The sequence below is a fragment of the Teredinibacter purpureus genome (genome assembly GCF_014217335.1).
GTDB classification, from domain to species: domain Bacteria; phylum Pseudomonadota; class Gammaproteobacteria; order Pseudomonadales; family Cellvibrionaceae; genus Teredinibacter; species Teredinibacter purpureus.
In genome coordinates this window covers 821616-843630 of sequence record NZ_CP060092.1, presented here as the reverse complement: position 1 = coordinate 843630, position 22015 = coordinate 821616, and the positions used below count along the sequence as shown (strand labels likewise).

General features: G+C 42.1%; 23 protein-coding genes. 2 read left to right on the top strand and 21 right to left on the bottom strand.

Annotated features, from left to right (window positions below):
• Positions 1-4: 4 nt before the first annotated feature.
• From H5647_RS03465 to H5647_RS03375, 19 genes are all read right to left on the bottom strand, one after another.
• On the bottom strand, positions 5-217 hold the full coding sequence (locus H5647_RS03465) for a KTSC domain-containing protein (protein WP_045861039.1): 213 nt from the start codon (positions 215-217) through the stop codon (positions 5-7).
• A gap of 17 nt (positions 218-234) precedes the next feature.
• Entirely contained in the window at positions 235-2004 is a 1770-nt protein-coding gene (locus H5647_RS03460) for an ATP-binding protein (protein WP_045856335.1), read from the bottom strand.
• Positions 1997-3193, bottom strand: a complete 1197-nt coding sequence (locus H5647_RS03455) for an SIR2 family NAD-dependent protein deacylase (protein WP_045856333.1) — start codon at positions 3191-3193, stop codon at positions 1997-1999. Before H5647_RS03455 ends, H5647_RS03460 begins: the two co-directional genes overlap by 8 nt.
• Before the next feature lie 231 nt (positions 3194-3424).
• Positions 3425-4204 (bottom strand): IS21-like element helper ATPase IstB, encoded by a 780-nt coding sequence (istB, locus tag H5647_RS03450; RefSeq protein WP_045855575.1) that lies wholly within the window; start codon positions 4202-4204, stop codon positions 3425-3427.
• The gene (gene istA / locus H5647_RS03445; RefSeq protein ID WP_045856331.1) at positions 4201-5220 is read right to left on the bottom strand and encodes an IS21 family transposase; all 1020 of its coding nucleotides are present in this window, start codon (positions 5218-5220) and stop codon (positions 4201-4203) included. Before istA ends, istB begins: the two co-directional genes overlap by 4 nt.
• Positions 5221-5682: 462 nt before the next feature.
• A complete protein-coding gene (locus H5647_RS03440) occupies positions 5683-5934 on the bottom strand; it encodes a hypothetical protein (RefSeq protein ID WP_045856326.1) in 252 nt (83 codons plus the stop codon).
• A gap of 131 nt (positions 5935-6065) precedes the next feature.
• Complete coding sequence (locus H5647_RS03435; RefSeq protein WP_045856325.1) at positions 6066-6524, bottom strand: toll/interleukin-1 receptor domain-containing protein; 459 nt, start codon at positions 6522-6524, stop codon at positions 6066-6068.
• Positions 6525-6651: 127 nt separating this feature from the next.
• On the bottom strand, positions 6652-7092 hold the full coding sequence (locus tag H5647_RS03430) for a GNAT family N-acetyltransferase (protein ID WP_045856324.1): 441 nt from the start codon (positions 7090-7092) through the stop codon (positions 6652-6654).
• A gap of 1512 nt (positions 7093-8604) precedes the next feature.
• Positions 8605-8856, bottom strand: a complete 252-nt coding sequence (locus H5647_RS03425) for a hypothetical protein (RefSeq protein ID WP_200911623.1) — start codon at positions 8854-8856, stop codon at positions 8605-8607.
• A 274-nt stretch (positions 8857-9130) separates the two neighbouring features.
• A complete protein-coding gene (locus tag H5647_RS03420) occupies positions 9131-9442 on the bottom strand; it encodes an SMI1/KNR4 family protein (RefSeq protein ID WP_200911622.1) in 312 nt (103 codons plus the stop codon).
• Between the two features lie 152 nt (positions 9443-9594).
• Positions 9595-10089: a hypothetical protein gene (locus H5647_RS03415; protein WP_162926273.1), complete on the bottom strand. Its 495-nt coding sequence runs from the start codon at positions 10087-10089 to the stop codon at positions 9595-9597.
• A 591-nt stretch (positions 10090-10680) separates the two neighbouring features.
• On the bottom strand, positions 10681-11103 hold the full coding sequence (locus tag H5647_RS03410) for a DUF6174 domain-containing protein (protein ID WP_045856311.1): 423 nt from the start codon (positions 11101-11103) through the stop codon (positions 10681-10683).
• 125 nt (positions 11104-11228) lie between these two features.
• Positions 11229-11594 carry a hypothetical protein gene (locus H5647_RS03405; RefSeq protein WP_045856309.1) on the bottom strand — a complete coding sequence of 122 codons (366 nt, stop codon included), beginning with the start codon at positions 11592-11594 and terminating at the stop codon, positions 11229-11231.
• A gap of 85 nt (positions 11595-11679) precedes the next feature.
• Positions 11680-11994, bottom strand: coding sequence for a hypothetical protein (locus tag H5647_RS03400; RefSeq protein WP_045856308.1), 315 nt, complete (start codon positions 11992-11994; stop codon positions 11680-11682).
• 99 nt (positions 11995-12093) lie between these two features.
• Positions 12094-12510 carry a hypothetical protein gene (locus tag H5647_RS03395; RefSeq protein ID WP_045856307.1) on the bottom strand — a complete coding sequence of 139 codons (417 nt, stop codon included), beginning with the start codon at positions 12508-12510 and terminating at the stop codon, positions 12094-12096.
• A gap of 112 nt (positions 12511-12622) precedes the next feature.
• Positions 12623-13000 carry a hypothetical protein gene (locus H5647_RS03390; RefSeq protein ID WP_045856305.1) on the bottom strand — a complete coding sequence of 126 codons (378 nt, stop codon included), beginning with the start codon at positions 12998-13000 and terminating at the stop codon, positions 12623-12625.
• A gap of 92 nt (positions 13001-13092) precedes the next feature.
• Positions 13093-13488 (bottom strand): hypothetical protein, encoded by a 396-nt coding sequence (locus H5647_RS03385; protein WP_045856303.1) that lies wholly within the window; start codon positions 13486-13488, stop codon positions 13093-13095.
• 440 nt (positions 13489-13928) lie between these two features.
• Entirely contained in the window at positions 13929-15458 is a 1530-nt protein-coding gene (locus tag H5647_RS03380) for a UxaA family hydrolase (RefSeq protein WP_045856300.1), read from the bottom strand.
• A gap of 23 nt (positions 15459-15481) precedes the next feature.
• Positions 15482-17227, bottom strand: a complete 1746-nt coding sequence (locus tag H5647_RS03375; protein ID WP_052691850.1) for a glycoside hydrolase family 2 protein — start codon at positions 17225-17227, stop codon at positions 15482-15484.
• A 670-nt stretch (positions 17228-17897) separates the two neighbouring features.
• Between H5647_RS03375 and H5647_RS03370 the strand changes: the two genes are divergently transcribed.
• Positions 17898-18443 carry an energy transducer TonB gene (locus H5647_RS03370; RefSeq protein ID WP_052691849.1) on the top strand — a complete coding sequence of 182 codons (546 nt, stop codon included), beginning with the start codon at positions 17898-17900 and terminating at the stop codon, positions 18441-18443.
• Between the two features lie 223 nt (positions 18444-18666).
• On the opposite strand, the gene H5647_RS03365 is transcribed toward H5647_RS03370, so the two are convergent.
• A complete protein-coding gene (locus H5647_RS03365; protein ID WP_045856298.1) occupies positions 18667-19080 on the bottom strand; it encodes a globin family protein in 414 nt (137 codons plus the stop codon).
• A gap of 394 nt (positions 19081-19474) precedes the next feature.
• A complete protein-coding gene (locus tag H5647_RS03360) occupies positions 19475-21256 on the bottom strand; it encodes a beta propeller repeat protein (RefSeq protein WP_045856296.1) in 1782 nt (593 codons plus the stop codon).
• Between the two features lie 176 nt (positions 21257-21432).
• Between H5647_RS03360 and H5647_RS03355 the strand changes: the two genes are divergently transcribed.
• The gene (locus H5647_RS03355; RefSeq protein WP_045856294.1) at positions 21433-22014 is read left to right on the top strand and encodes a hypothetical protein; all 582 of its coding nucleotides are present in this window, start codon (positions 21433-21435) and stop codon (positions 22012-22014) included.
• Position 22015: the final 1 nt, after the last annotated feature.

Below are 22015 nucleotides of genomic sequence, written 5' to 3'. Positions count from 1 at the left end.
TGTTTTATCCAACCTGCGCCTCAGAATACTGATTTTTAATATCACTATGGAAGAATTTACCTTGTGAAACTGCTCCTTCAAACTCATACCAAGTTGATTCTGGAAAATCAAAATATTGCCAAACAGCTCCGCTGTTGAATTCTATTTCAAGTATCGCACTGTCAGCGTCATGTCCAATACTTCGGATCATTGATGACTCTATAATTTTTCTATCCATGATATCCCTCATTAAAGTTAAATTCGCTGTTCTCTTATTTTTGTGACAACTGATTTATAATTTTCATCAGATTCTTCATATTTCTTTTCCCAGCACTCTACAAGTTTTGGATCTTCACTGGCTGGTCTCGGATTATTTAATTTTATTCTAACTCTCGACGGTATTTTTATTGCCTCACCCACTATAACTGCCTCACCAATTCTTAAGGATGGTAATAAATCGATTAAGCTATTCAAGTTATCAGGTGATGATGATTTAACGATGGATTGATCACTCGAATTTGTTAGACGTAATGCAATTAAAGTTCCTAGTTGTGCTAGAATTGTCTCCGATATTTCGGATGGTCTTTGGGATATAATCAAAGCACCAATGCCAAACTTCCTGCCTTCCTTAAAGATTCTCTCAACAGCGGTTTTTGAATAACTACTACTATCGTTTTTACTTAGATATGTATGAGCTTCTTCATAGGCAAGTAAAAGCGGCCTGTTTTTTCCAGTATAAGTTTCATTTCGTCCCCAGAACATACTGTCATAGACAAACCTTGTGATTAGGCCTATTGCTATATCAAGAACCTCAAATGGCACACCGCTTAGGTCAAGTATCGCTAGCTGATTAATACTACCAATCCAATCTTTTAATAAATCATGTAAGTCTTTTGATGAACTCGCATCCTTGTATTCACCAGAGTTAAACATAAAGTCAAACCTTGAATCTTTAAGTCTGGATAGAATCTTTTTTTCATAAGAGTAGAACTCTTGATGCTTACTTACATGTGGTGGATTGGCGTTCGTAGTAGTTTTATGGGAAGTAAAAGTTGCTCCCTTTAGATTCTCAAAGTTGCCTTCATCAGTTTGAAATTCTTTAACATCCGTTTGTTCATCTTTTTTTGTCGAACTAAAACTAGCATTTAGCCAACAATTCATGTCGTACCACAATTCTCTCGCACTAAAAGGAATTGGAGAATCGGCAGTTATAAAATCTGGATTTACATCACCAGCCTTTAACTTGAAATTTTTCTTTTTGTAATTCGTTATCCATTCTCTCAGCAACCTATATTCGGGTCTTTGATCATCAGCGGGTTTTGCTCCAACTAGAAAAAAAGCAAGTTCATCAAAATTCATTAACCAAAAAGGAACGTACAGCGGTTTGCCTTTATCATTTATTTTAAATGTTATTGCATCTGGAAATGCCGATGAATATTCGCCATGAGGATCAATCAGCATCACGCGCGAACCATTATACCCCCCCAAAATCGATTTCAGTATGCTAACGGTTGTATTAGATTTCCCACTCCCTGTAGAGCCCAAAATTGCACAATGCCGCAATACCAATTTATGTATATCAACGTATACACTCAAATTATCGGATGATGAGTGTTTTCCAACCTCTATAGAGCCAGCATTCTTCTCACCATATATATCAAAAAGATCACGTTCAATTACAATATGTACTTCATCATTTATTGTCGGGTAAGTACCAATCCCTTTTTCAAACTCATCATCACCAACCTTTTCACCGACTAGTTGAACACTCAAAAATCGTGATCCAACTAGTTGCTTTATTTGTGAATCCATCTCTTTACTTGAGGTATTGCTAACAGAAGATACGATTCCATATATTGTTATATTCCCCATGGGCATCTTAACAAAAGTACCAATCTGTCCTATTTTATATAAACGTCCATTTATGATTGGTGCTGAAGAGGGAATTTCATCTGAAATTTCCACTTCAACAGTACTAGAATCGACTCTTATAACTGTTCCTAAGTATGTTATATCGCTATCCATTGGCGAGAACCTCAATGTGCTCTTTTCTACCAGAGTTTGTTATAAAGAAATTAGATAGCTTATTGAAATCTCCAAGCAATAACTCATTCTTTTCACTGTCCCAATATGTAACCGAACTTTCATTAGGCTTTAAGTCATCGGTATTATATTCCCAATCTGAAAGCGTACCGTTGATTATTGCTTTGGTGGGGCCGAAGGCTGTTAAATTGAGATAAGACGATGATTCACTGTATAGGTCCTCAACTTCTTTATCGTTAAAGAAAAACACTACGATAGATAGTCGATTATTTTGCCTAAGCGAATTGAAAATTATTTCGTTAATATGTTGATCTGAAAACGAATAACCAGAAAATATAAAGAGCAACTCGCCATTTTGCAATGTGTTTTTTAAGCGATCAAAATATGCAACAAATGGTTGTTTTTTTGAAGAATCATACTTTTCTTTCGAAGGATAAATAACTAACTCGTTGCTTATATTTTCAATATCAGTGATTTTACTCCCGCGTACAATGCTGTGCGAACTAGTGGTATTATTATCTTTCCAAAACCAATTTAGTGAACCGTGAATTTTCCACAATCTAATCCAGTTTTGCGTCAAATCTGATTTGTCGACAAATCGTTCTATACTTTCTTGTAAAAAAAATGGTTCATATGAACCAACAAATCCATCAAAATAAGGCACTCTTATTTCTTCTAATGATTTCTCAATTATTAAGTCATAATTAGTAGTAAATATTTCTTTTGTAAAGTCTTTATTCTGTATATTCAGCCAAGCTAAAAACTTTTTGGTATTCGATAAATCAGTACCAGATTCACTTTCAGATATTATAGTATAGATTTTTTTGCAGATTTCATTGTCAAGTTTACTTGCAGACTGTCCGCATATTTCTAAATAATTCTTATCCTCTCGTTCGCCAGTTATTGACCTAATTTGACGAACTTGATTTAGAATATCTTCGATATTAATCGATCTTTCGGGGTGAGTAGTCTCCAGATCATTTTTGATCTTAATAAAATCAATCTTATAATTTTCATCTAAAGTGTTTTCGACTTGTGTTGTTAATATAGCAATATTCGGAACCCCGAGTGCACATGAAGTGCCTGCCCCAAAAAAGAAACCAAATCGTTTCGCATAAGAAAGTTGATTTTTCAACTCTCGAACTTCTCTTACTACATTAAATTTTGTCATTCTACTTTTCCATAGTCAATCGACAACTTCCATTCAGTGCAAGAACATAACGTCGCCAGCAAGGGCTGGAGTGAAGGCGCGAAGCGCCGTAACGGAAGTCCAAGCCACGCAGTGGCTGAGCTTGGCTGGATTTGTTATATTTAACTCTTAAAATATTGCTAACTGTCAACGCCAGCTTAAAACTGACCCACTTTTACCGATTATCGCCAAAGTAAAACTGACCCACCCCGTTTAATTATTGATCGATTGTGGCGGGGCGATGCCCGCATGCTTTTTGTTTTTTAGCCGATAGCTTTCTCCCGATATTTGTACAATGTGTGCGTGATGCAGTAGCCGATCGAGTAGTGCTGCGGTTAGTGTTGTATCGTCAGCAAAGGCATTTGACCATTGTGAGAACGGCAGATTGCTGGTGACGATAATGCTGCCTTTTTCGTAACGTTTTGCTATGACATTGAAGAATAAATTCGCCTCCTCTCGCCCAAAGGGTAGATAGCCAATCTCATCAATGATCATTAATTTCGGCCCAATAATATTTCGCTTAAGATAACCATCAAGTCGGCCTTGCGCTTTTGCTGTGGAAAGCTGCAACATTAAGTCGGCAGCGGTTATAAAGCGCGTTTTGTGACCCGTCAAAATGGCTTTATAGGCCAAAGCGATTGCAAGATGGCTCTTTCCTACACCACTTGGACCAAGTAACACCACATTCTCTGTCCGCTCTAAAAAACCTAATCCAGCAAGTTCCTGAATCTGTTTTTTGGGGGCTCCTGAGGCAAACTTGAAGTCGTAATCTTCTATGCGCTTTTGGGCTGGCAAACCAGCAAACTTTAGTAATGTCGCTTGCGTACGTTCAGCTTTTGCATCTAGCTCGGTGCGCAGTAATTGCTCAAAGAAGTCTGCTAGGGTTTGCTCAGTTGAGCTGGCTTTATCGGCTAGCGCCGACCACTCTCTGGCCATTGATTCCAACTTTAGCTGCGTGCAAGCACTGCGTATGCGTTCGTGTTGAATGTTCATTGAGCCACCTCAAGCAGTTGATCGTAGACGTCCAGCGGGTGCTGGAAGCTTTCTACCGGAAGTGGTCGTATAGTTGTAATAACCGGTGAATCTACTGTCTTGTATTCAGATGGCAGCGGCTGTAGATATTGCAGCTCTTTATCCATACGTATTTGGGGTTTAACATTAGTTGTGCCGTGCGTCCGCTGATGAGCTACGTCATTTAGCCAAGTGCCTATATGGGCATTTGCGGCCTCAACATTCAGAGTCAGGCCAGCTTGCTTTAATGTGGCAGACAACGGTGTGACAAAACACTGCTTAAGATAAGAGTTGAAGCGTTCAACCTTACCTTTGGTTTTAGCTCTGTACGGTCGGCAAGCCCGAGGTCGGTAACCATAGGTGTTTGCCTGATCTAGTAATTGAGCATTCCATTGGTGCTTACCGTTGCCGTACGCATCGCGCTGAATCATGATGGACTTGGCGTTATCGAAGAGTATCTCCTTTGGTACACCACCAAAGTATTCTAGCGCACCCTTGATGCCTTCAAGCCAATCTTGCTGGTTTTCAGAACTAGAGAACTTTACGTAAGTGCCTCGGCTAAACCCCATTGTAGCGACAAAGGCTTTAAGCGCATTTCGGCCTCGGCGAATGATCGTAAAGTCGACCTGCATTTGCTCGCCAGGTTCGGTTTCGAATCGCACGACAGGGTCATTAACCGAGGGTTTGAACGCATGAACAAACACCTTAATCGTTGATACGCCACCCGTGTACCCTCGTTCACGAATCTCTCTATGCAAAACAGTCGCAGGTATCCAGTGCGGCTTAGCTGCCTCAATACGTTCGAGCAAATACGGCTTGTAAGGATCTAGGATCGAAGGGCGCTGCTCTCGCTCCGAATATGTTGGTGTTTTAGCTGGTGCACGAAGGTAGCTTCGCACGGTATTTCTGGAAAGGTTGAGCTTTTTTGCAATCGCGCGAATGCCAAGCCCTTGCCTATGTAATACGTGAATATCCACTAATATCTCCTGAGTAATCATGTCACCGCCTAGCTATTAATCCGGCGGCTATAGTGCCTCAGGTGGGTCAATTTTCGTTTGGCGTTAGTGGGTCATTTTTACATTGGCGTTAACAGCTAACTATGACTTCCATTTTTCATTCTTGATTTGACCACATTTATTGCACTTTAATTTGACTAATTTATCATGTGGGAACCCCAGCGAAATCCCAATTGTAGTCGTCTTTGTAATATTCTTACCTAGCGGATCTTTTACGCCAACAACTTTCATCTTCCCGCCACACTTCTCACATGGCTTATTACGCCTAAAATATTCGAAGGCACCTCCTACAAGGAAGAACACCAAACCAAATATAATAAATTTTATGTCTTCCAAGTATTCGCCACTCCCGAAATATAACGTTGCAATTTGCGGCTGAAGTGTAGGCGCGAAGCGCCGAAACGGAGGTCCAGTGAGCGAAGCGAACGAGGCAAGATTGCCTTGTTAAGTTTTTGCATCACTCCCTTCACCTGAGCCGCTTGATTCTGATTTATTTCCTGAAAAATACGTGGCGGATATCGCAAGAACCAAGGCGAGGAACAATTGCCCATAAAAACCACTAAGAATCTCTTTTTCCGAAGGCCAATACAAAGCCTTAAGATTTAGAATGACGAACAACACTCCGCAATTTATGAAAAAATATTTAGTTAATCCATCTATCCTAAGGCTTGCAATTACTGCATGTATTTTCTTCATTTTCTCTTCCAACTGATGGAACTTAACGCCAAGCACAATTGCAGTTTGTGGAGTGGTTTTTTTGTGTTATAGCGTAGCGGAAATACAAAAAAACTACGGAGCAAACTGTCAGATTGGTGCGCCTTGTTAGATTAATTTGCCAAAAAGTAAAGCAGGCCTGCAAATACAGCGCCTGCGACCAATTGACCTTTAACTTTATTTGACTTTACTCTCTCCGCGAGTTGTGACATTTGTAAATTTATATTCTCCATCGTCGCTCCTGAAAGAATTAGGCCTTGAAAATCGGCAACCCAACGAGGCAGATCGCTAGGCTGAAGGTCCCACATTATCGGAACTACCTTTTTACCATGCGATAAAGCCGCACCCAACTCTTGCTGGACATTTGGAGACTCCATTGCGTTTTTACTAGCTAAGAGAAATACCCAATCAGAAGACTTTAGAGCATCGAATATTTGAGGAGTCCAATGTTCCCCGGGATTTAGACTAATCGATGCAAGAAAGACATCAAGCTCCTTTTGTAATAGGTGCTCCCTGACAAATTTTGCTAGCTTTTCATCTTTTACTGAGTAACTAATAAAAACGTCTGGCACTTACTATCTCCTTTAATCTAACGCCCATGTAACCGCGCGATTTTTTGTGGAGAGCTTTTGTGAAAAAATGTAGCGCAGCGAAATTCACAAAAGAGCGTAGCAAAAAATTGTCCGGTTGACATGTTTGTTAAGTGTTGTATGTATAAAAATGCCACTTACTTTTACCCGTATTCATTGAATCATAGAGCTTTTGAGCCTGTTCGTTTTCTGGAGCCGTAACCCACTGTAGGCGAGCAGCCCCATTATTAGCTGCATAGGCTCGGCAATGTTCTATGAGCTGGCGGCCTATCCCCTTACCGCGACTATTTGGCAAAGTATATAGGTCATTCAGGACCGCAACCTTTTCTGTAATAGTTGATGCAAATGAAAAATAAACTGTAGCGAACCCAACAACATTTCCTGCCTCTCTATAAATGAACTGACAACCAGAAGGACTAGATTCACCGAACTGTGCAAAAAATTCCGAATTTCGATCATCGGATATTTCTGAAACTTTATAAAACTCTTGGTACGCTCGGATTAGAGGGAGCACTTCGGCCAAGTTGTTTTTTGATACAGTTTCAATCATATGAGCTTTGAATCCTTGTGACACTTAACGCCGCTGTAACCGGCCCAAATTATGGAGCATTTTTGCGAAAATACGCGTAGCGTATTGCATAAAATCGCGTAGTAATTTGGGTCAGGTTTACAGCTTTGTTATGCATTATTCCAAATACCCTTGCTACGAAATAAATAGTTATATGCCACGAGATATAACGGCGCTAAAATGGCAAGTATGAGAAATTCGAAATAAAAATCATCCGAAGTAAATGTCATTACACCCACATATCGCTCTAATGAAAGTAGGAGCTCATGAGAAACAGCAATCACAAATAGAGCTATCCACACTAATTTAAACTTAAGCTTAAATTCAAACAAGTAACACAGAAACATAATGTAAAGCGGAAGTGAAGATAATAATTCTATAAACTCAAACCTTAAGAAGACCGAAAATCCTAAAGACTCCTGCCATAGCATTATGAAAAATTGACAAAGCTTAAACCATATATACCCATGCAATACTAACTTCTCGTTACTCACACCTCCTCCTTATGCATAACGCCGCTATATGCGGCAAACTTTTTGGTGATTGTTTTGTGGCATTTTTTCCGCCACAAAATCGAGCACCGGAAAGTTTGTCCAGCCAGCTTGCTGGCGATGCATGATAGCCTTGTTAGATTTTTCGATACTTTTTAAATATAAGCCTAATTAGGAAGTAGTACAAAGGCCACCAAAATACCACGACTACGAATATTTCAAGTAAGTGAGGCCCGCCGCCTGACGCTCTAGCCAGCCACAAAATTTGTTCACGCCACTCACCGCTCAAGCCAATATTTACTATTAACGCAGGCCAGTAGTACAACTTTGCAATTACTGGTAATACACCTAACAGTACAAAAGATAGAATAAAGCCAATAATCGATGCGATAAAACTGATTGCAAGGCATATCGATCCTGATTTTATAGGCTGCAATCTATACCTCACTGAAATCTAACGCCGAGCTCACCGGCGCATATTGCGGAGAGCGTTTTTATGTAAAATGGAGCACCGCGACATACATAAAAACGAGCGTAGCAATATGCGTCCGAGTGCAGCGATTTGTTATGAGCTGGGTAGCACTTACTTTCTACAGCGCTCTTTGTGGAGCGAACGCGGAACTTTAGCCTATTAAAAACCCAACCAGTTTAATCCACTATTCTAACAATTCGCACCTTCTTGATGGAGCCTTGAAGATGCGAACTACCTGTTTCATTTCGCAGTGGGTTTTTAAACGGTAAACCAAAGAACGAACAGGTTTGCGCTCACCTTATTCCAATGCTTTCTATTGTAACCACTTCACTACATTCTTGTGCCGAGTGAAACTATTTGCTCTTTCTCGACGTTTGCACTTACTAAACTGCTAGTTTTCAAATTGGACAGTATTCTGGAACGATTTACAAATTATTTAAACCCGCCATAACGCCGGTAACACGGGCGGAGGAGCGTCAGCGACGACGTCCAGCCCGAAGGGCGAGCGTGATTACCCTTGTTATGCATAGCCTAAACTACGACCTCTTCTGGTGACAACGTAACCAATATTGATTTCAAATCGATAAGTACGTATATAGGATACGCAACTAGAACACCCTTAGTTAGAACATTCCATATTGAGAGAACACCCGGTGTACCTTCTTCACCAAGAGCGTAAAGGCCCCATTCTGCTAATACTTGTATTAATCCGAATCCCCCACCAATAAGCATGAGTATCGCCCATATTTTTATTAGCAATATCATGTGTTTACTACGTTTCACTATCATAGTAATCATTAGCGATTGAAGTAAAATAGGAATTATCACAAGAAGCTGAATCTTAAAAGCTAATAAATATAAATTGAAAACGAGCAGTACTGCTATCACTGCGCACAGCTGTCGAATATATAGTTTATTCGTGTATTCGATCATAGATCCTCATTTGCATAACGCCGCCAGCAACTGCCGGAGTGAATTGGCTGATTTTTTGCGTCTTTTTGCAAAAAAGAAGACAGTTTACGGAGGTCAGATTGACTGGCCTTGTTAAATGCTTTTCTCATTGATGCATGTAGCCTTTAAATTCTTGCAAGCTACCTGCGATTTTTATTGCTGTATCTGGTGCCATGCCTATAGCCGGCATGTAAAACACCTCACCTTGCTCGTTAACCACTAAAAGCTCACCGCCACCATTTCCTCCAAAAGTTATGAAACCTGGAGCAAATTCTGGCAACTGATAGTCGCGATTAAATTCTTCGATTTCTTCCGGACGCCACAAAATATACCATTCTGGCTCCACCGAAAGCTCACCCTCGATAAAGCCTTCATTAATCCAGTCTTTCAATTGTTGTTTAATTGCTTCGATATTCATGGTTGCCATTTAACGCATAGCTAAACGGCGCACAAAGTGGAGCTGGTTTGTGCAATAATTTGCGAAGCAAATGCACAAACCAGCGGAGCTTTGGGCGTCCAGTGGAGGCCGAAGGCCGGAACGGTGTTTGAGCGAATTGTTATACGCACCTTTTAGGTTTTCGGCACCATATTTAATACAGAGTCTAGCTCGTGCAGCATAGCTTCGCCAAACACTGTTGAATGCATAGCTAACATCTGCGCTCCTGGGCCCATAGATAAAACGTTCTTTCTATATCGATCCCATGCAGGCCAAACTTTTCCTGCCCGAGAATAAACCTCTTCCCACCAATCGTTTCCATATTTTTTCTGGATTAGAGTTCTAATACGAGCCTTTTCTTCCTTTTGTACTTTAGCGTCAAGCTTACAAACAATACTCGCCCAGATCATTTTTTTATGGAGATCTGTTGGCCTCCAATTTAGGGACTTCAATTCTTTAATAATTGCAGGATTAAGCAATATTTTTCCTTCGTTAACCATCCGCTCTAACCATAAGGGAACCGCTAGATTATATGCTTTGCTTCGCTCCTTCCCTTTTACCTCGGAGCAAACAGCCCCCCATTCATAAAGCTTATCTGTAGAAACGAGATCTTTAACCAAATAATCCAAAACACCATCCCAATTTTGGAAATATTGATAGCGTATAACGCCTTACTCAGCCGCGTTTTGGTTGAAGTGGAATGTTGTGCAAAATGGCCGAAGGCCATGTACAACATGGAGCGTAGACCAAAACGTCGGGTGGAGTAACTTGTTAGGAGACATTTAGTACGCTCCAGCCTATTGTTAAGAAAAGCACAAAAAAGGAAACCAATACTACTTTCTGAGATTGCTTACTTCGCTTAGCTAGCGACAAAACTTCTTTACTCGCTATTTCCAGAAAGAGGGGTGAATTTTCTAAACCATAAAATGTCGCTCTCATAGTTATGATATTGGGTTCACCAATTTTCTTCCAAATTTCGGGCTCATGCTTCTTTACAGCAGAATAGTATCTGGCCGTCAATATTCCAGACCAACCGATAACTACGAAGCAGAGAGAAAATATGAACATCAGCAACACTCGAACTTGCCTCCTAACGCCGCCCACAGGGGCCGCAGTGGAGGCGAATGTTTTGCAGTAGCGTTAGCGACAACTGCAAAACAAGCGCCGGAACGGAGGTCCAGCCCGCTTGCGGGCGAGCCTGATGGGCTTTGTTAGGCATTTTACTCATTTTTAAAATCAGTTACTTTAAAGTACCAATCTGTATCTTCTTCTTTTGTATCTGGCACCACTGAAAAACTGGATACAAAATTGTATTTTTGATCATACGTAATATCCATACTATGAACACCAGCTTCAATCTGCTGTCGAATGGCCATATAGAGATCAGCAAACATTATATTTTCACAGCTGGTCTTTTTCCAGAACCAGGGTGTTCGCCTAAAAATGTATTTCGTTTTAGCCTTACAAACGCCATCTACGACCTTTACTTTATATCGACTATATCCGAATGGGCCTGCGCCAGTAATCAGATTGTACTTATACGTTGTAATATCTTTAGATTGCCACGACTTCCAATTAGATTCCAAGTCGTCAGCATAAGTAAAAAGAGGAAATATCAATAATATGCAAATAATCCATTTCATGCTTTATGCCTAACGCCTGTGTATGAGGCATTTTTTATGTAGTGTAGTTTTGGGGTAAAGTGGCGTAGCCACCCCAAAACGAAGCGAAGTAAAAAATGTCCTTATGACACACTTGTTAGAAATTTCTAGAACTCCTTGCTAAAGCTGGGTAGCCCAAGCTTCTGGCTTAGTTCGTTAAACCGAACTTCGGAAAATGGCCCTTGCGTAATTTCATCTGAGTTGAGGTACATATTATCCTTTTCTCTTACAATATAAAAATACGAAGGCACTGTTACTCCTGGCTCCAGTTGCTTTGCGACCACATATTTTTCGTCGGCACCTACGGCTACAACTTTGTGATCTACTCTACCGTGATACGATCCAGAATCATCTATTTTTATCCCGAGATTAATATTACCGTCGATATAGTAGACTTCATACTCACCGTCTTCCCACATAGGACCGCACGCAGATAAAACAAGTAGAAAAAGTACGCTAGTAAGTAATTTCATGGCCTATTTCTAACGCCGCAATAAAGGGCCGGAGCGCAGCGACGGTCCAGCCCACGTTCTTTGTGGGCGATCTTTGATTGCCTGGTTATACGCTGATGACTTTTGGCACATTGTCTTTCTCAAATGCGAACCAAGCACTAACTAGTTTAAGTAACTGTTTCTGATAAAGCTGTACTGGTTTAAGTGATATATCCAGCTCAGTAGAAACCTCGTAAAGACTACCCGATACTATACGTAATACTGATGTATTACCCATCCATTGTTTTTGCTTTCTGAGTTCAATGTGTTTAATTGCATCTGGAAAAGAAGAATCTGACTCCAAAAACAATGACAACGCGTTCCATTCACCATTAATCTGGACTTTTGGCTCGCCACACTCGATGTAGAACTTTGCTTCCATTCTTTACCTACGTATAACGCCGCCATAAATTGCGGCTTTGTAGTTGATTTTTTTGTGGTAGCGTAGCGTTAAACCACCAAAAAAGCGACGGAAAAGACGTCAATTTGATGGCTTTGTTAAATGCGGACTACCCACCCAACTAGGCTTATTAATATAGTGGTAGTGGAACAGCAAACCAGTAATACCACCGGCCAAATTCCAATATAGATTCTCTAGCGAGGTGGAAAACCCAAAGCAAAAGAATGTAACAGTAAGACCCAGCAAAAATGCCGTGTAATAGTTGGCAAGCTTATATTTAGTGAGTACAACGTAAATTGGACCAGCAACAACTGTTGCTATAACACATGAAACAATAGCTGTAATAAAGTAAAACAGTATAGCTCCACCAATTGCGTCACCTATAAAATCCCACCCACCAGCCAAGAACGATGCAACCATACCAACAAAGACCACCACTCTACCCAAGAACGAGGAATAAATGGCGCTGGTAAAAATATTAGCGATGATTTTCTTCATAGGCATTTAACGCCGCAGTAAATTGCGGCTATGTAGTTGGTTGTTTTTGGTGGCAGCGTAGCGACCGCCACTAAAAACAAGCGACGAAATAGCCGTCAATTTGACTGCCTTGTTAACTGCTACCCTCGCAAGAAGTTTTAAGACTATGTTTAATAGACTTTATAAATCTCGGATAGCCTGAATCAGTTTTATAGCTTACCGAGACGCCCCCTTCAAACACAACAACTGAGAATGCGGGATAACCATATACGAGACCCGCTATTTGAGTATTCCAGTCTCTAGACCAGCCCTCGCTATTTTCTCTTAGCCAGTTTACGATTTCCTTGAACTCAGGATCAATATCTGCAATAACTCTACCGCAATAATTAAACTCGCGGGGCATAAAATCAATTTCAATTTTTTGCCCCCTAACATAGTAGGTATAGCCCGACACAACACCAATAACGGTGATCAATAAAAGTGCGGCTAGAATTTTGGCAATTATTTTCATAGTACAGTTAACGCCCAAATATGGGGCCGTAGTGGAGGAGCGAAGCGACGGAACGGAGGTCCCAGCAGCTTTGCTGCGCCATGATTTGTTTGTTATACGTTTTCAAGGGTAGGTTTACAATCTGACAAGACATTTATGCTCATATTTGTAGTAGCGATAAACCATTCTCTTACGCTAGTTGCTTTGGACACATTAAGTATATCTGGTTCGGTAATCTCCCCGTTGGACCAGCCACCTTTAATTATTTGGTAGAGGCAATACGGCTGATGAAATGTTTCACATTTTTCATACCGCATCAAATCACCTTCATCCAATACACGATAACCACGATGAGAAGAAAACGTGATTTTTTGACGTTGAGTAGCCTTACCTTTCGTATAAGCTTCGACGATAACAATCAATCCAGCAGGCGAATCCGATATTTCTGATATTTCACTTTCACCACTTCCGGATCTTCCTCCACCTATTATTTTTGCTTCGATATCCATAATTACGTATAACAGTTTATTCAACGTCGTTAAGACGCATTTCCACAACACTTATACTTATATACCTAAATCTAGGCATATAGCAATAGTATTTATACAGCGTGGATATATGTCAGTACGACGTCAAAGTTCGTGAATTGAGGGCGCGTTTAAGCCTAGTACCACTTTGTGCTCTAAACCAAGTTTACGCACTACTTTATGTGGTAAACGCCACACTTTTTAACTGCGACCCCATTGCCCGTTATGTTCTTTTATTAGGCCTCTTAGTTTTAACTCGGCGTTAACATGGGTGTCCGATTATTTTTCGATTATTTTTGCTTCTGCATTTCAGACGACTCTAGCCTCGAGAAAGGTAGAGTTTATTGGAGGGTGGGGGGGAGGTAATAAGACAGCCACCCTTACGGCTGTTAGTTAAGCAAGCGATGTGAAAAGGCCAAGAGCTACATTACCGCACCAATTTTCCAAGGGGTAAATTCAGTGTCGCCGTAGCCGAGTTGTTCGCTTTTAGTTTTTTCTCCGGAGGCAATGGACAATATTCTCTCGAATATCTCAGTGCCACATTGTTCCATGGTTTGGTTTCCATCTACAACGGTTCCACAGTTGATATCGATATCTTCTTGCATTGCGGTAAACAGACTAGAGTTACTGGCGAGCTTAATACTGGGCACGGGTTTGTAACCAAAGGCTGAGCCTCGTCCGGTGGTGAAGCAGATTATGTTAGCGCCGGAGGCGACCTGACCAGTAACGGATACGGGGTCAAATCCAGGGCTATCCATAAAGACGAGGCCCTTGGTTACTATCGGCTCAGCATAAAGGAAAACACCCTTCATAGTGGTCGATCCACTTTTCGCTTGGGCGCCTAGGGATTTTTCTAGAATAGTGGTGAGCCCGCCTTGCTTGTTACCGGGGGAGGGGTTGTTGTCCAATTCGAAACCATTTTTACTTGTGTAGTTTTCCCACCATCGAACACGGGCTAGTAGATTTTCAGCAACTTCGGGTGTGCTCGCGCGTTGGGTTAACAAGTGCTCGGCGCCATAAATTTCGGGAGTTTCGGAATAAATCACGGTGCCGCCGTTTTCAATTAACATGTCGCCAGCGATACCCAGCGCGGGGTTGGCGCTAACACCAGATAATGCATCCGAACCTCCGCATTGAACAGCTAGGGACAGTTCGCTGGCTGGAATAGGCTCACGTGTAGATTTGTTGGCGATGGGTAAAATTGATTGTAAGTGTGCGATACCTTTTTCAATTGCCAGCCGAGTGCCGCCGGTGTCTTGGATGTTGTAGGCAAAGACTGTGTCGGCACTATTGAAACCAGATTCGTGAAGCACTTTGTTAATTTGCATAGTCTCGCAACCAAGCCCAACTAACATAATGCTGCCAAAGTTTGGGTGGCGTAAGTATCCTTCAAATGTGCGCCGTAAGGTGTCATAGCCTTCTCCTTGCCCTTGCATACCACAACCCGAGTCGTGGGTTAGGGCTACAACGCCATCCACATTCGGCCATTCGGCCATGATTTGGTCTGACGCGAAGTGTGCAGCAATCTGCTTTGCGACTGTGGCTGAACAATTCACCGTTGTTAGTATGCCCACATAGTTACGCGTGCCGGCGCGACCGTTGCTGCGGCGAAAACCATGAAAACTGCGTTGCTGCGAAAGCGGAAGTAAGTTGGTGGCGTGCGCATTGCGGCAGAAGCCGTAATCTTTATTAACCGCACCAATACTACAGTTGTGAGAATGTACATGTTCACCGGTTGTAATTGGTTTTATGGCATAGCCAATGGTTTGCCCGTATTTTAGTATGGCAGCGCCTTGCGGTATTTGTACAATAGCGATTTTGTGGAGCCTGGGAATAGGCTCAACGGCTTGCCAACTGGCACCATCACTTTCGCAGCAGGTCTCGCCAGCTAGGATTTCTTCCAGTACTAAACCAACGTTGTCATTCTCGTGTAGGCGCAATAGCTTTTTCATTATGAACTCAGGCTGGTGGAGCGTTAATGCGTATTTTCCAGTTTGGATGCTGGGCTGTTGGTTGGGTGTTGTTCGAAGTACTTTTGCATTGTGTACCATGCTTTTTTCTTCTCACCTTTTTCCGAAAGCAAGCCTTTCCTGTTGTAGCCCTTTTGATAGGTTGGGTGCATTCGACCTAGTGAACGGTAATCAACAAGAAGCCATGGCGCAACGCCAACTAAGTTTGGAACCGTGGTAAACATTTCGATTTGATCTTTATAAATTTGATTTTGGTATTCCTCACTCCAAGACGCCGCTTCATTTATAGGGCCGTCGTTATTACCGTATAAAGATTCGCCGCCAAATTCGGAAATAAATACCGGCTTTTCGTTGTCGATCATCTTCCATTTTGTCTCGGCGGGTTTTCCTTGCCAAGGAACATACCATCCCAAGTATTCGTTTAGCGATAGTATGTCTACGTGTTTGTATAACGGGTCCCACACGTTAAATGTATTGTCGTCGTACCCCTGATTGTTTATCACGTGGGTAAGCAGCCTTGTTGAATCTAACTGCCTTGATTTCGCGGTTAAATCGGTTAGCGCTTTATCGCGATGATCGGTAAATGAATAGGTTTCGTTGGAGAGGCTCCAAATTATCACCGCTGCTCTATTTCTATCTCTCCTCACCATTTCTTTCAGCATTAGGTCCATTTTGTCGGGAACGTCAGCTGCTGAGAATTGAATGTGTTGGTAGATTGGAAGTTCACTCCAAACCATTATGCCCATTTTCTCTGCAAGTTTTACCATATGTTCGCTGTGCGGATAATGAGCAAGGCGTACGAGGTTACAATTCATATCTTTTGCCCAATCCAAAAGCACTTGCGCGTCTTCCTTGGAATAGGCCTTAGCGGCTTTGAGTGGGTTTTCTTCGTGAATATTAACTCCCTTCAGCACTATGGGGGCGTCGTTTAGAAATATTTCACTGCCTCTCACTTCAATATTTCTAAAACCTATCTCATCTTCAATGCGGTCGGTGTTGCTCTCAATAATGACATCGTACAGCTTCGGGCTGTCTGGTGACCAAAGTTCAAATGTCGAAGCAAAGCTGATTTCGGCTATTCCATCTTTGTTGGTCGCTGTAGTGTGGCTAATACCGAGTTCTGGTATTCTAACGGTTACTTTTTGCGATTTGAGCTTTCCGTTTAATTGCACCCAGCCTAGCACTTCGTTGGCTGAGTGTTTTTTCAGCTGTATATGGTAATCCTCAATATAGGTGTTGTTCGTTTCAACAAGGTTGACGTCTCGCGTTATGCCTCCGTAATTAAACCAATCATAACCAAGCCCCGGTAACCCATCTTTTAGGCGTTTGTTGTCGACCTTTACGATCAGTGTGTTGAGCCCGCTCTTAATTTTGTTGGTCATTTCAAACTGAAATGGGGTAAAGCCACCTTCATGCTTGCCTAGCAACTGACCGTTTAGGTAAACAGTGGCAATATAGTTAACAGCGCCAAAGTGAATAAATGTCCTTTTGTTTGAGCTTGGGGTGAGAGCAAACGTCTTTTTATACCAAACTACCCCTTCAAGATAGGTTAATTCAGGTATTTGAGTGTTGAAGTCACCGGGCACTTGTAGCTTCGGACCGCCTTCAAAAGAGTACTCAAAGAAATCTGTTTTCTTCTCTGGCTTCTTTTCCAGCCAAACCTGCCGCCAATCGCCAGTGCCGGTGGGGTCGATAATTGCGCTCCATTCACCATTTAGGCTGGTGGTATTTCTAGATTCGATGTTAGTCATCGCACTCTGCGCGCGTAGAGCGTGTGGGTAGAGTGAGGAGAGGAGTATCAGCAAAAATAATGCGGTGGACCGCACGGAAAATGAATGTTTCGGATGGGAGATGGTTTTTGCTCGGTCGATCATGTTGTATCCCGTTTTACTTGCCGGATTCAATGTTTATTTAGTGCTCAACCGCAAGCATGATGGCGATGGAGTTGGGAGGAATCTGATTGCTGAATTGTATCGAATTATGGCCTAACCGATAACAATAAAGTCGAAAAACTAGAATCTGACCTTATTGAACGATGATGTGATCTATATTGTGCAATAGGCTGAACAATAGTTGCGAAAGCAAAGCAATAACACAGCCACCCTAAAAAAAGCGCCGAATCATCTTTATGTTGAACTTGTTTGAAAGTTGTCTGTTTTTGATTGTCGGTGTGAAGTGTGGATATAGAGTGTTTTAACGTCAAAAAACCCTTTCTAAGGGGAGCGAACATCCTCCAATGAGGAGTGAGTTAAGGGTTGAGTGTTAGCCGCTTTAAGAACTCAATACGCCGTTTTATAGAGGTATGTTCCGAGCTTTCTGGGGTTGTCGCCATTTTGGCTCGAACAGGATTTAAATCGACATATTTTTGAGTAGAAAACTACAATGCCATGCAGCGTATGAATATTACTAATAGAGAAAGAATTGCACGATGTACCCGACGATAAAAAAATAGTTTTAGCCATAGTTGTTGGCGTGTTACCCATTACCTTCGCTCATTCAGAGCAGGCTGTAGACGACTTAGAGGCGTTCAAAGAAGCCTATGCTGCCCATACAGAATGCGTTCACAGTGGCGATGTAGATTGTACCCTCATCAATGCGCAGTTAGCGTTTAATCATGGTTCGGCAGTTTTTAAACTGGAGGGTAAAAATATTGCCGCGCTAACCTATAATTTGGCTACGTCGCTAACGGCCGTTGAAGATTATTACCCTCTATACACAAAATCACCTAAATATCCACGTTCCGCGATAGATGGTCGACGTAAAGGCTACGTAATTGTTGAATATAGTGTCGATGAGTTCGGATTCACGCAAGATGTTACCTTAGTTGAATGGGAGGGTGCGAAACGTGTTTTTGAACCCTCTATAGAGGCCGCTAAAAAATTCCTTTATGCCCAACGTTTTGAAGACGGAAAGCCGGTAAAAACTGAAGGTGTTAGAAATAAGTTTACTGACAAAATGAGTAGCTAATAAGGCGTGTGAGTGAGGCGAATACATTGAGGTAATATGGGACAACTGCTTTTTCAATATTCTAGGTTCTAACTTTCTAGAATTACTATGAAAAGAAAAGATAGTGGGCCGGAGGAGGTGATCGTATTGGTTGTTAGTCTTAAACGTTAGTACTGTCGGTAGGGATCGCTAGGTTATGGGTCTCTATTGCGGAAGTGTGTAAGCCACCTAAAGTCTATTGTCTTCACCCGTAAGCTTTATCCTTCATTACTTTCGCCACTATTCTAAACGTATCAACCCACGCTTGTCGTAGCTCTGGGTTCCATTGGTCGCCCAAGCCCATTTTAAGCGCATACAGTAGTGCGTTGCCTACGGGCGTATAATCTTGTGCTCTAACGCCATAGTCAAGGTGCTGCACAGCAATTTTTTCGAGTACCGGTACCAATGAATTAAGGTCGTCTAAACCTTTAATTGCTACTTTGAGCGTACTCATTAGTTTACGGCCCTGGCTTTTCATATCGTTTTTAAATAAAGGACGTAAGCCAGGGTCGAACTCAAACAGCTTTGTATAGAATATTTCAGCGGCTTGATCGGCGATGGGCGCTACTTTAGAAAAGCTTTCTTGGACGAGTTGTTTTTGCCTTGCTGTTATAGCCATAAGACGCTTACCTGACTTCGATTGTTGAACTATGTGCCAATATGATGATTAAGGGCAACTACATTGTGTATCAGTGTAGACCACTGTGTAGCGCCCATATTCTCTCCTAGCACCCGCTCATTTGGTGTCGTTCGATAGTGTCTTTTGTTTTAAGAACATTAATTGCCGTGCATTGCTCTTTTTCGTTGGTAGTAACATTGTAGTGCAAGGCTGATGAAGTTTATTGGGCGTATTGTTCGTGATAAGGGTTATTGTTTTGAACTCTCTGAATAGCCCATGTAATTACATGTTTTATACACTTTCGGGCCTTCGATTTTCTTTTGAGTATGCTAAAAAAATCCCGCTCAAAAAAGCGGGATTTTTCATAACAATAAGCGTAATAGTTTAGGCAGGGTTAGAAATTCGCGTTCTGGCGTACATGATCCCATGACTTGCCGCCATCACTGGATTCGTAAAAATCACTGGATAAGCCGTTGCAGGAAACTAACAGCACGTCTTTTACCTCTGGAATAGAGTTAGAGCAATATTTGCCCGGTAATTCTTCGGCTACATAGCGCCATGTTGCCCCTCCGTCTTTAGTGCTGAGTATGGCTAGGTCGGGTTGGTCACCCTCCGGCCCCGAGGTCGATGTTGATAAGCGTACAAACGCAGTTGCATTTAAATTATCGGTAAATACGGGAATTCCGAGAAAGTTAAAGCTTAGGTTTCGAACAATGGTTTTACCTCCTAATCGACAATGGCTGGAATTACTCGGTAGCGATGGGCAGCGGTCAATTTTAGTGATTACTTTAATCCAATCGCGTTTTGCTTCATCGAAGCGAAGGTAGGTGTCTTTTCCTGTCCAGCTCCAAAAGCCCGCTTCCTTTATGCCTAATTTAATTGCACCGGCGTCGAGTACACGGTCTACGCCCTCGCCAAATTCTTCAAAAACATTTAGGTTCCACGTGTTAGGGTCGAACCTAATAGCGGTACGCTTCGAAACGGAGGTTAGTGGAGATACGGTACCGCCATAACCCTCTTTCTCGCCGACAAAAATGAGCGATTGGTCGCCCATTGTTTCGGTGTACACATAGTTAATGCTGTAGTTTTGGGGATAACGCGGTGGGCCATTTTTACCAAAAGGAGTGACACGTATGTTCTCGCTGCTATACCAACCATAGGCAGGCTTAAACTGAGCGAGTAACTGTTGCTCGTAACCACCGTTTACATTTACGCGTTGTACTCGGACGCTGTTCTTGTTCCAAAGGACAACATCCACATTGCCATCATCGGTAAAAAAGAGGTCGCTTATTGTACTGACTGCGTCTAGTACAGAGGCATCCCAATGGTCAGACCCTGCACGTTTTAGGTAAAGGGTACCGCCTTCCCCACCTACGGCTATGTCGCCGGATAAATTTTTTGCGATAGCATTTAGATCACCATCTGTGTCTACGGCGTCTTCATGCCATTCACCGCTAGCGTCTCTTTGTAAAATAAACCCTAACTTACCAATAAAATAAACACTGTTATCGCGCGCTATATAGCGGCGATTATAAACAACGGGATTTTGTACTGTAGAGGCGTAAGTCGCGTAGCGCTCGTCTTCACGTTCGTCGTCGTTCCAAGAGAGTATGTTTTGCGCGTCGTAGGTTAAAAACGGTGTATGGGTGTTAACGAGCGATTCAGTATTGGAACCCGGTGAACGTATCAGTGTATTAAGGTACTTTTCGCCCTGCGATTTAGGGTAATAAATAAGGGTACCTAGGTCGGTTGTTTTGCCGGGCTCTACTGTAAATGTACCAAGTGTTACATCGCCATTCACCCACCGGCTATACCAGTATTCGCCCAATGCGTAATACCCGCGAATGCTGCTAACCGTATAGTTGCCAGCGGGTACTTGTGAGGTGAACATTGAGCTATCGCCAACGGTATTGGCAATACTCTCTAAACTTACAGCTTTAATCTCTTCAGACTCGTTTAGGTTCTCGGGTACGACCGTGAGGAAATTGAAAGGTAAAGGGATAGTTCCCGCGTTTACCACTCTCACCGTTACTACACCTTGAGTATTGTCAATAACAGAGTCTTTTGTGAGCGCTGGGCTGAAATTAACACCCGAAACCGCACACCCTGATAAAATTAGGGTCATTAATGTTAACTGCACGATACGCTTTAAGTCGAAAACTCCCTTCAACCTCATTGTTACACTCCTATCATTGTGTTTTATCATTTATTATCAATATTCGTACGATTATATTTTACATAGCCCCTTATGCGATACTCTGTACACTTACTTAATTTGCCGTTAACCTAATAAAACGAGTGTATGCGCCTCGTGTACATGCTTTTTTTCATTACTTTAAAATAAGTACCGCTATGCTTACATATTTTTCGCGCCCTCTTGTCGCTAGCCTATTGGCCTTGCTTGTTTACACTTGCCCGGTTGCGTTCGCCCAAAATAGCGAAGCAGAAACACCGCCTCTTTATCCGCCGTTAGAAAAACATTTCGGTTACTTATTAATAGAACTCGATGTGGGCGGCATAGCGCCTGCCATTGAATACTCTCGTAGGAGCAGTTCCAGCGGCGCTGTAACCTTAAAATTAAAAGGTATAGACAAGCGGTTTTTACTGTTGACAGCCAAAAAAGGTGCCTATCACGTAACACAGGTTCACGCACCGCTTTATGATTTACCTTACCGCATGGACACTAAAGGTCAACCTTATTGGCAATTTGACATAGAGGCTGGAAAAATAAACTATTTTGGTAAATTACTGATAGAGGCAGAACGGGCTACGGATGACGTTATTGTTAAGAGATTGAATCATTTGGGTAAAACGTTAGAAGACATACAAACGGAATATGCTGGACTTATAGCGGACTATCCCATTGTATCAGCCGCAGGTTATAGGGATGATTTCTATCAGGCATTAATGGATAGCAGTAAGGAGCCTCTTTAGT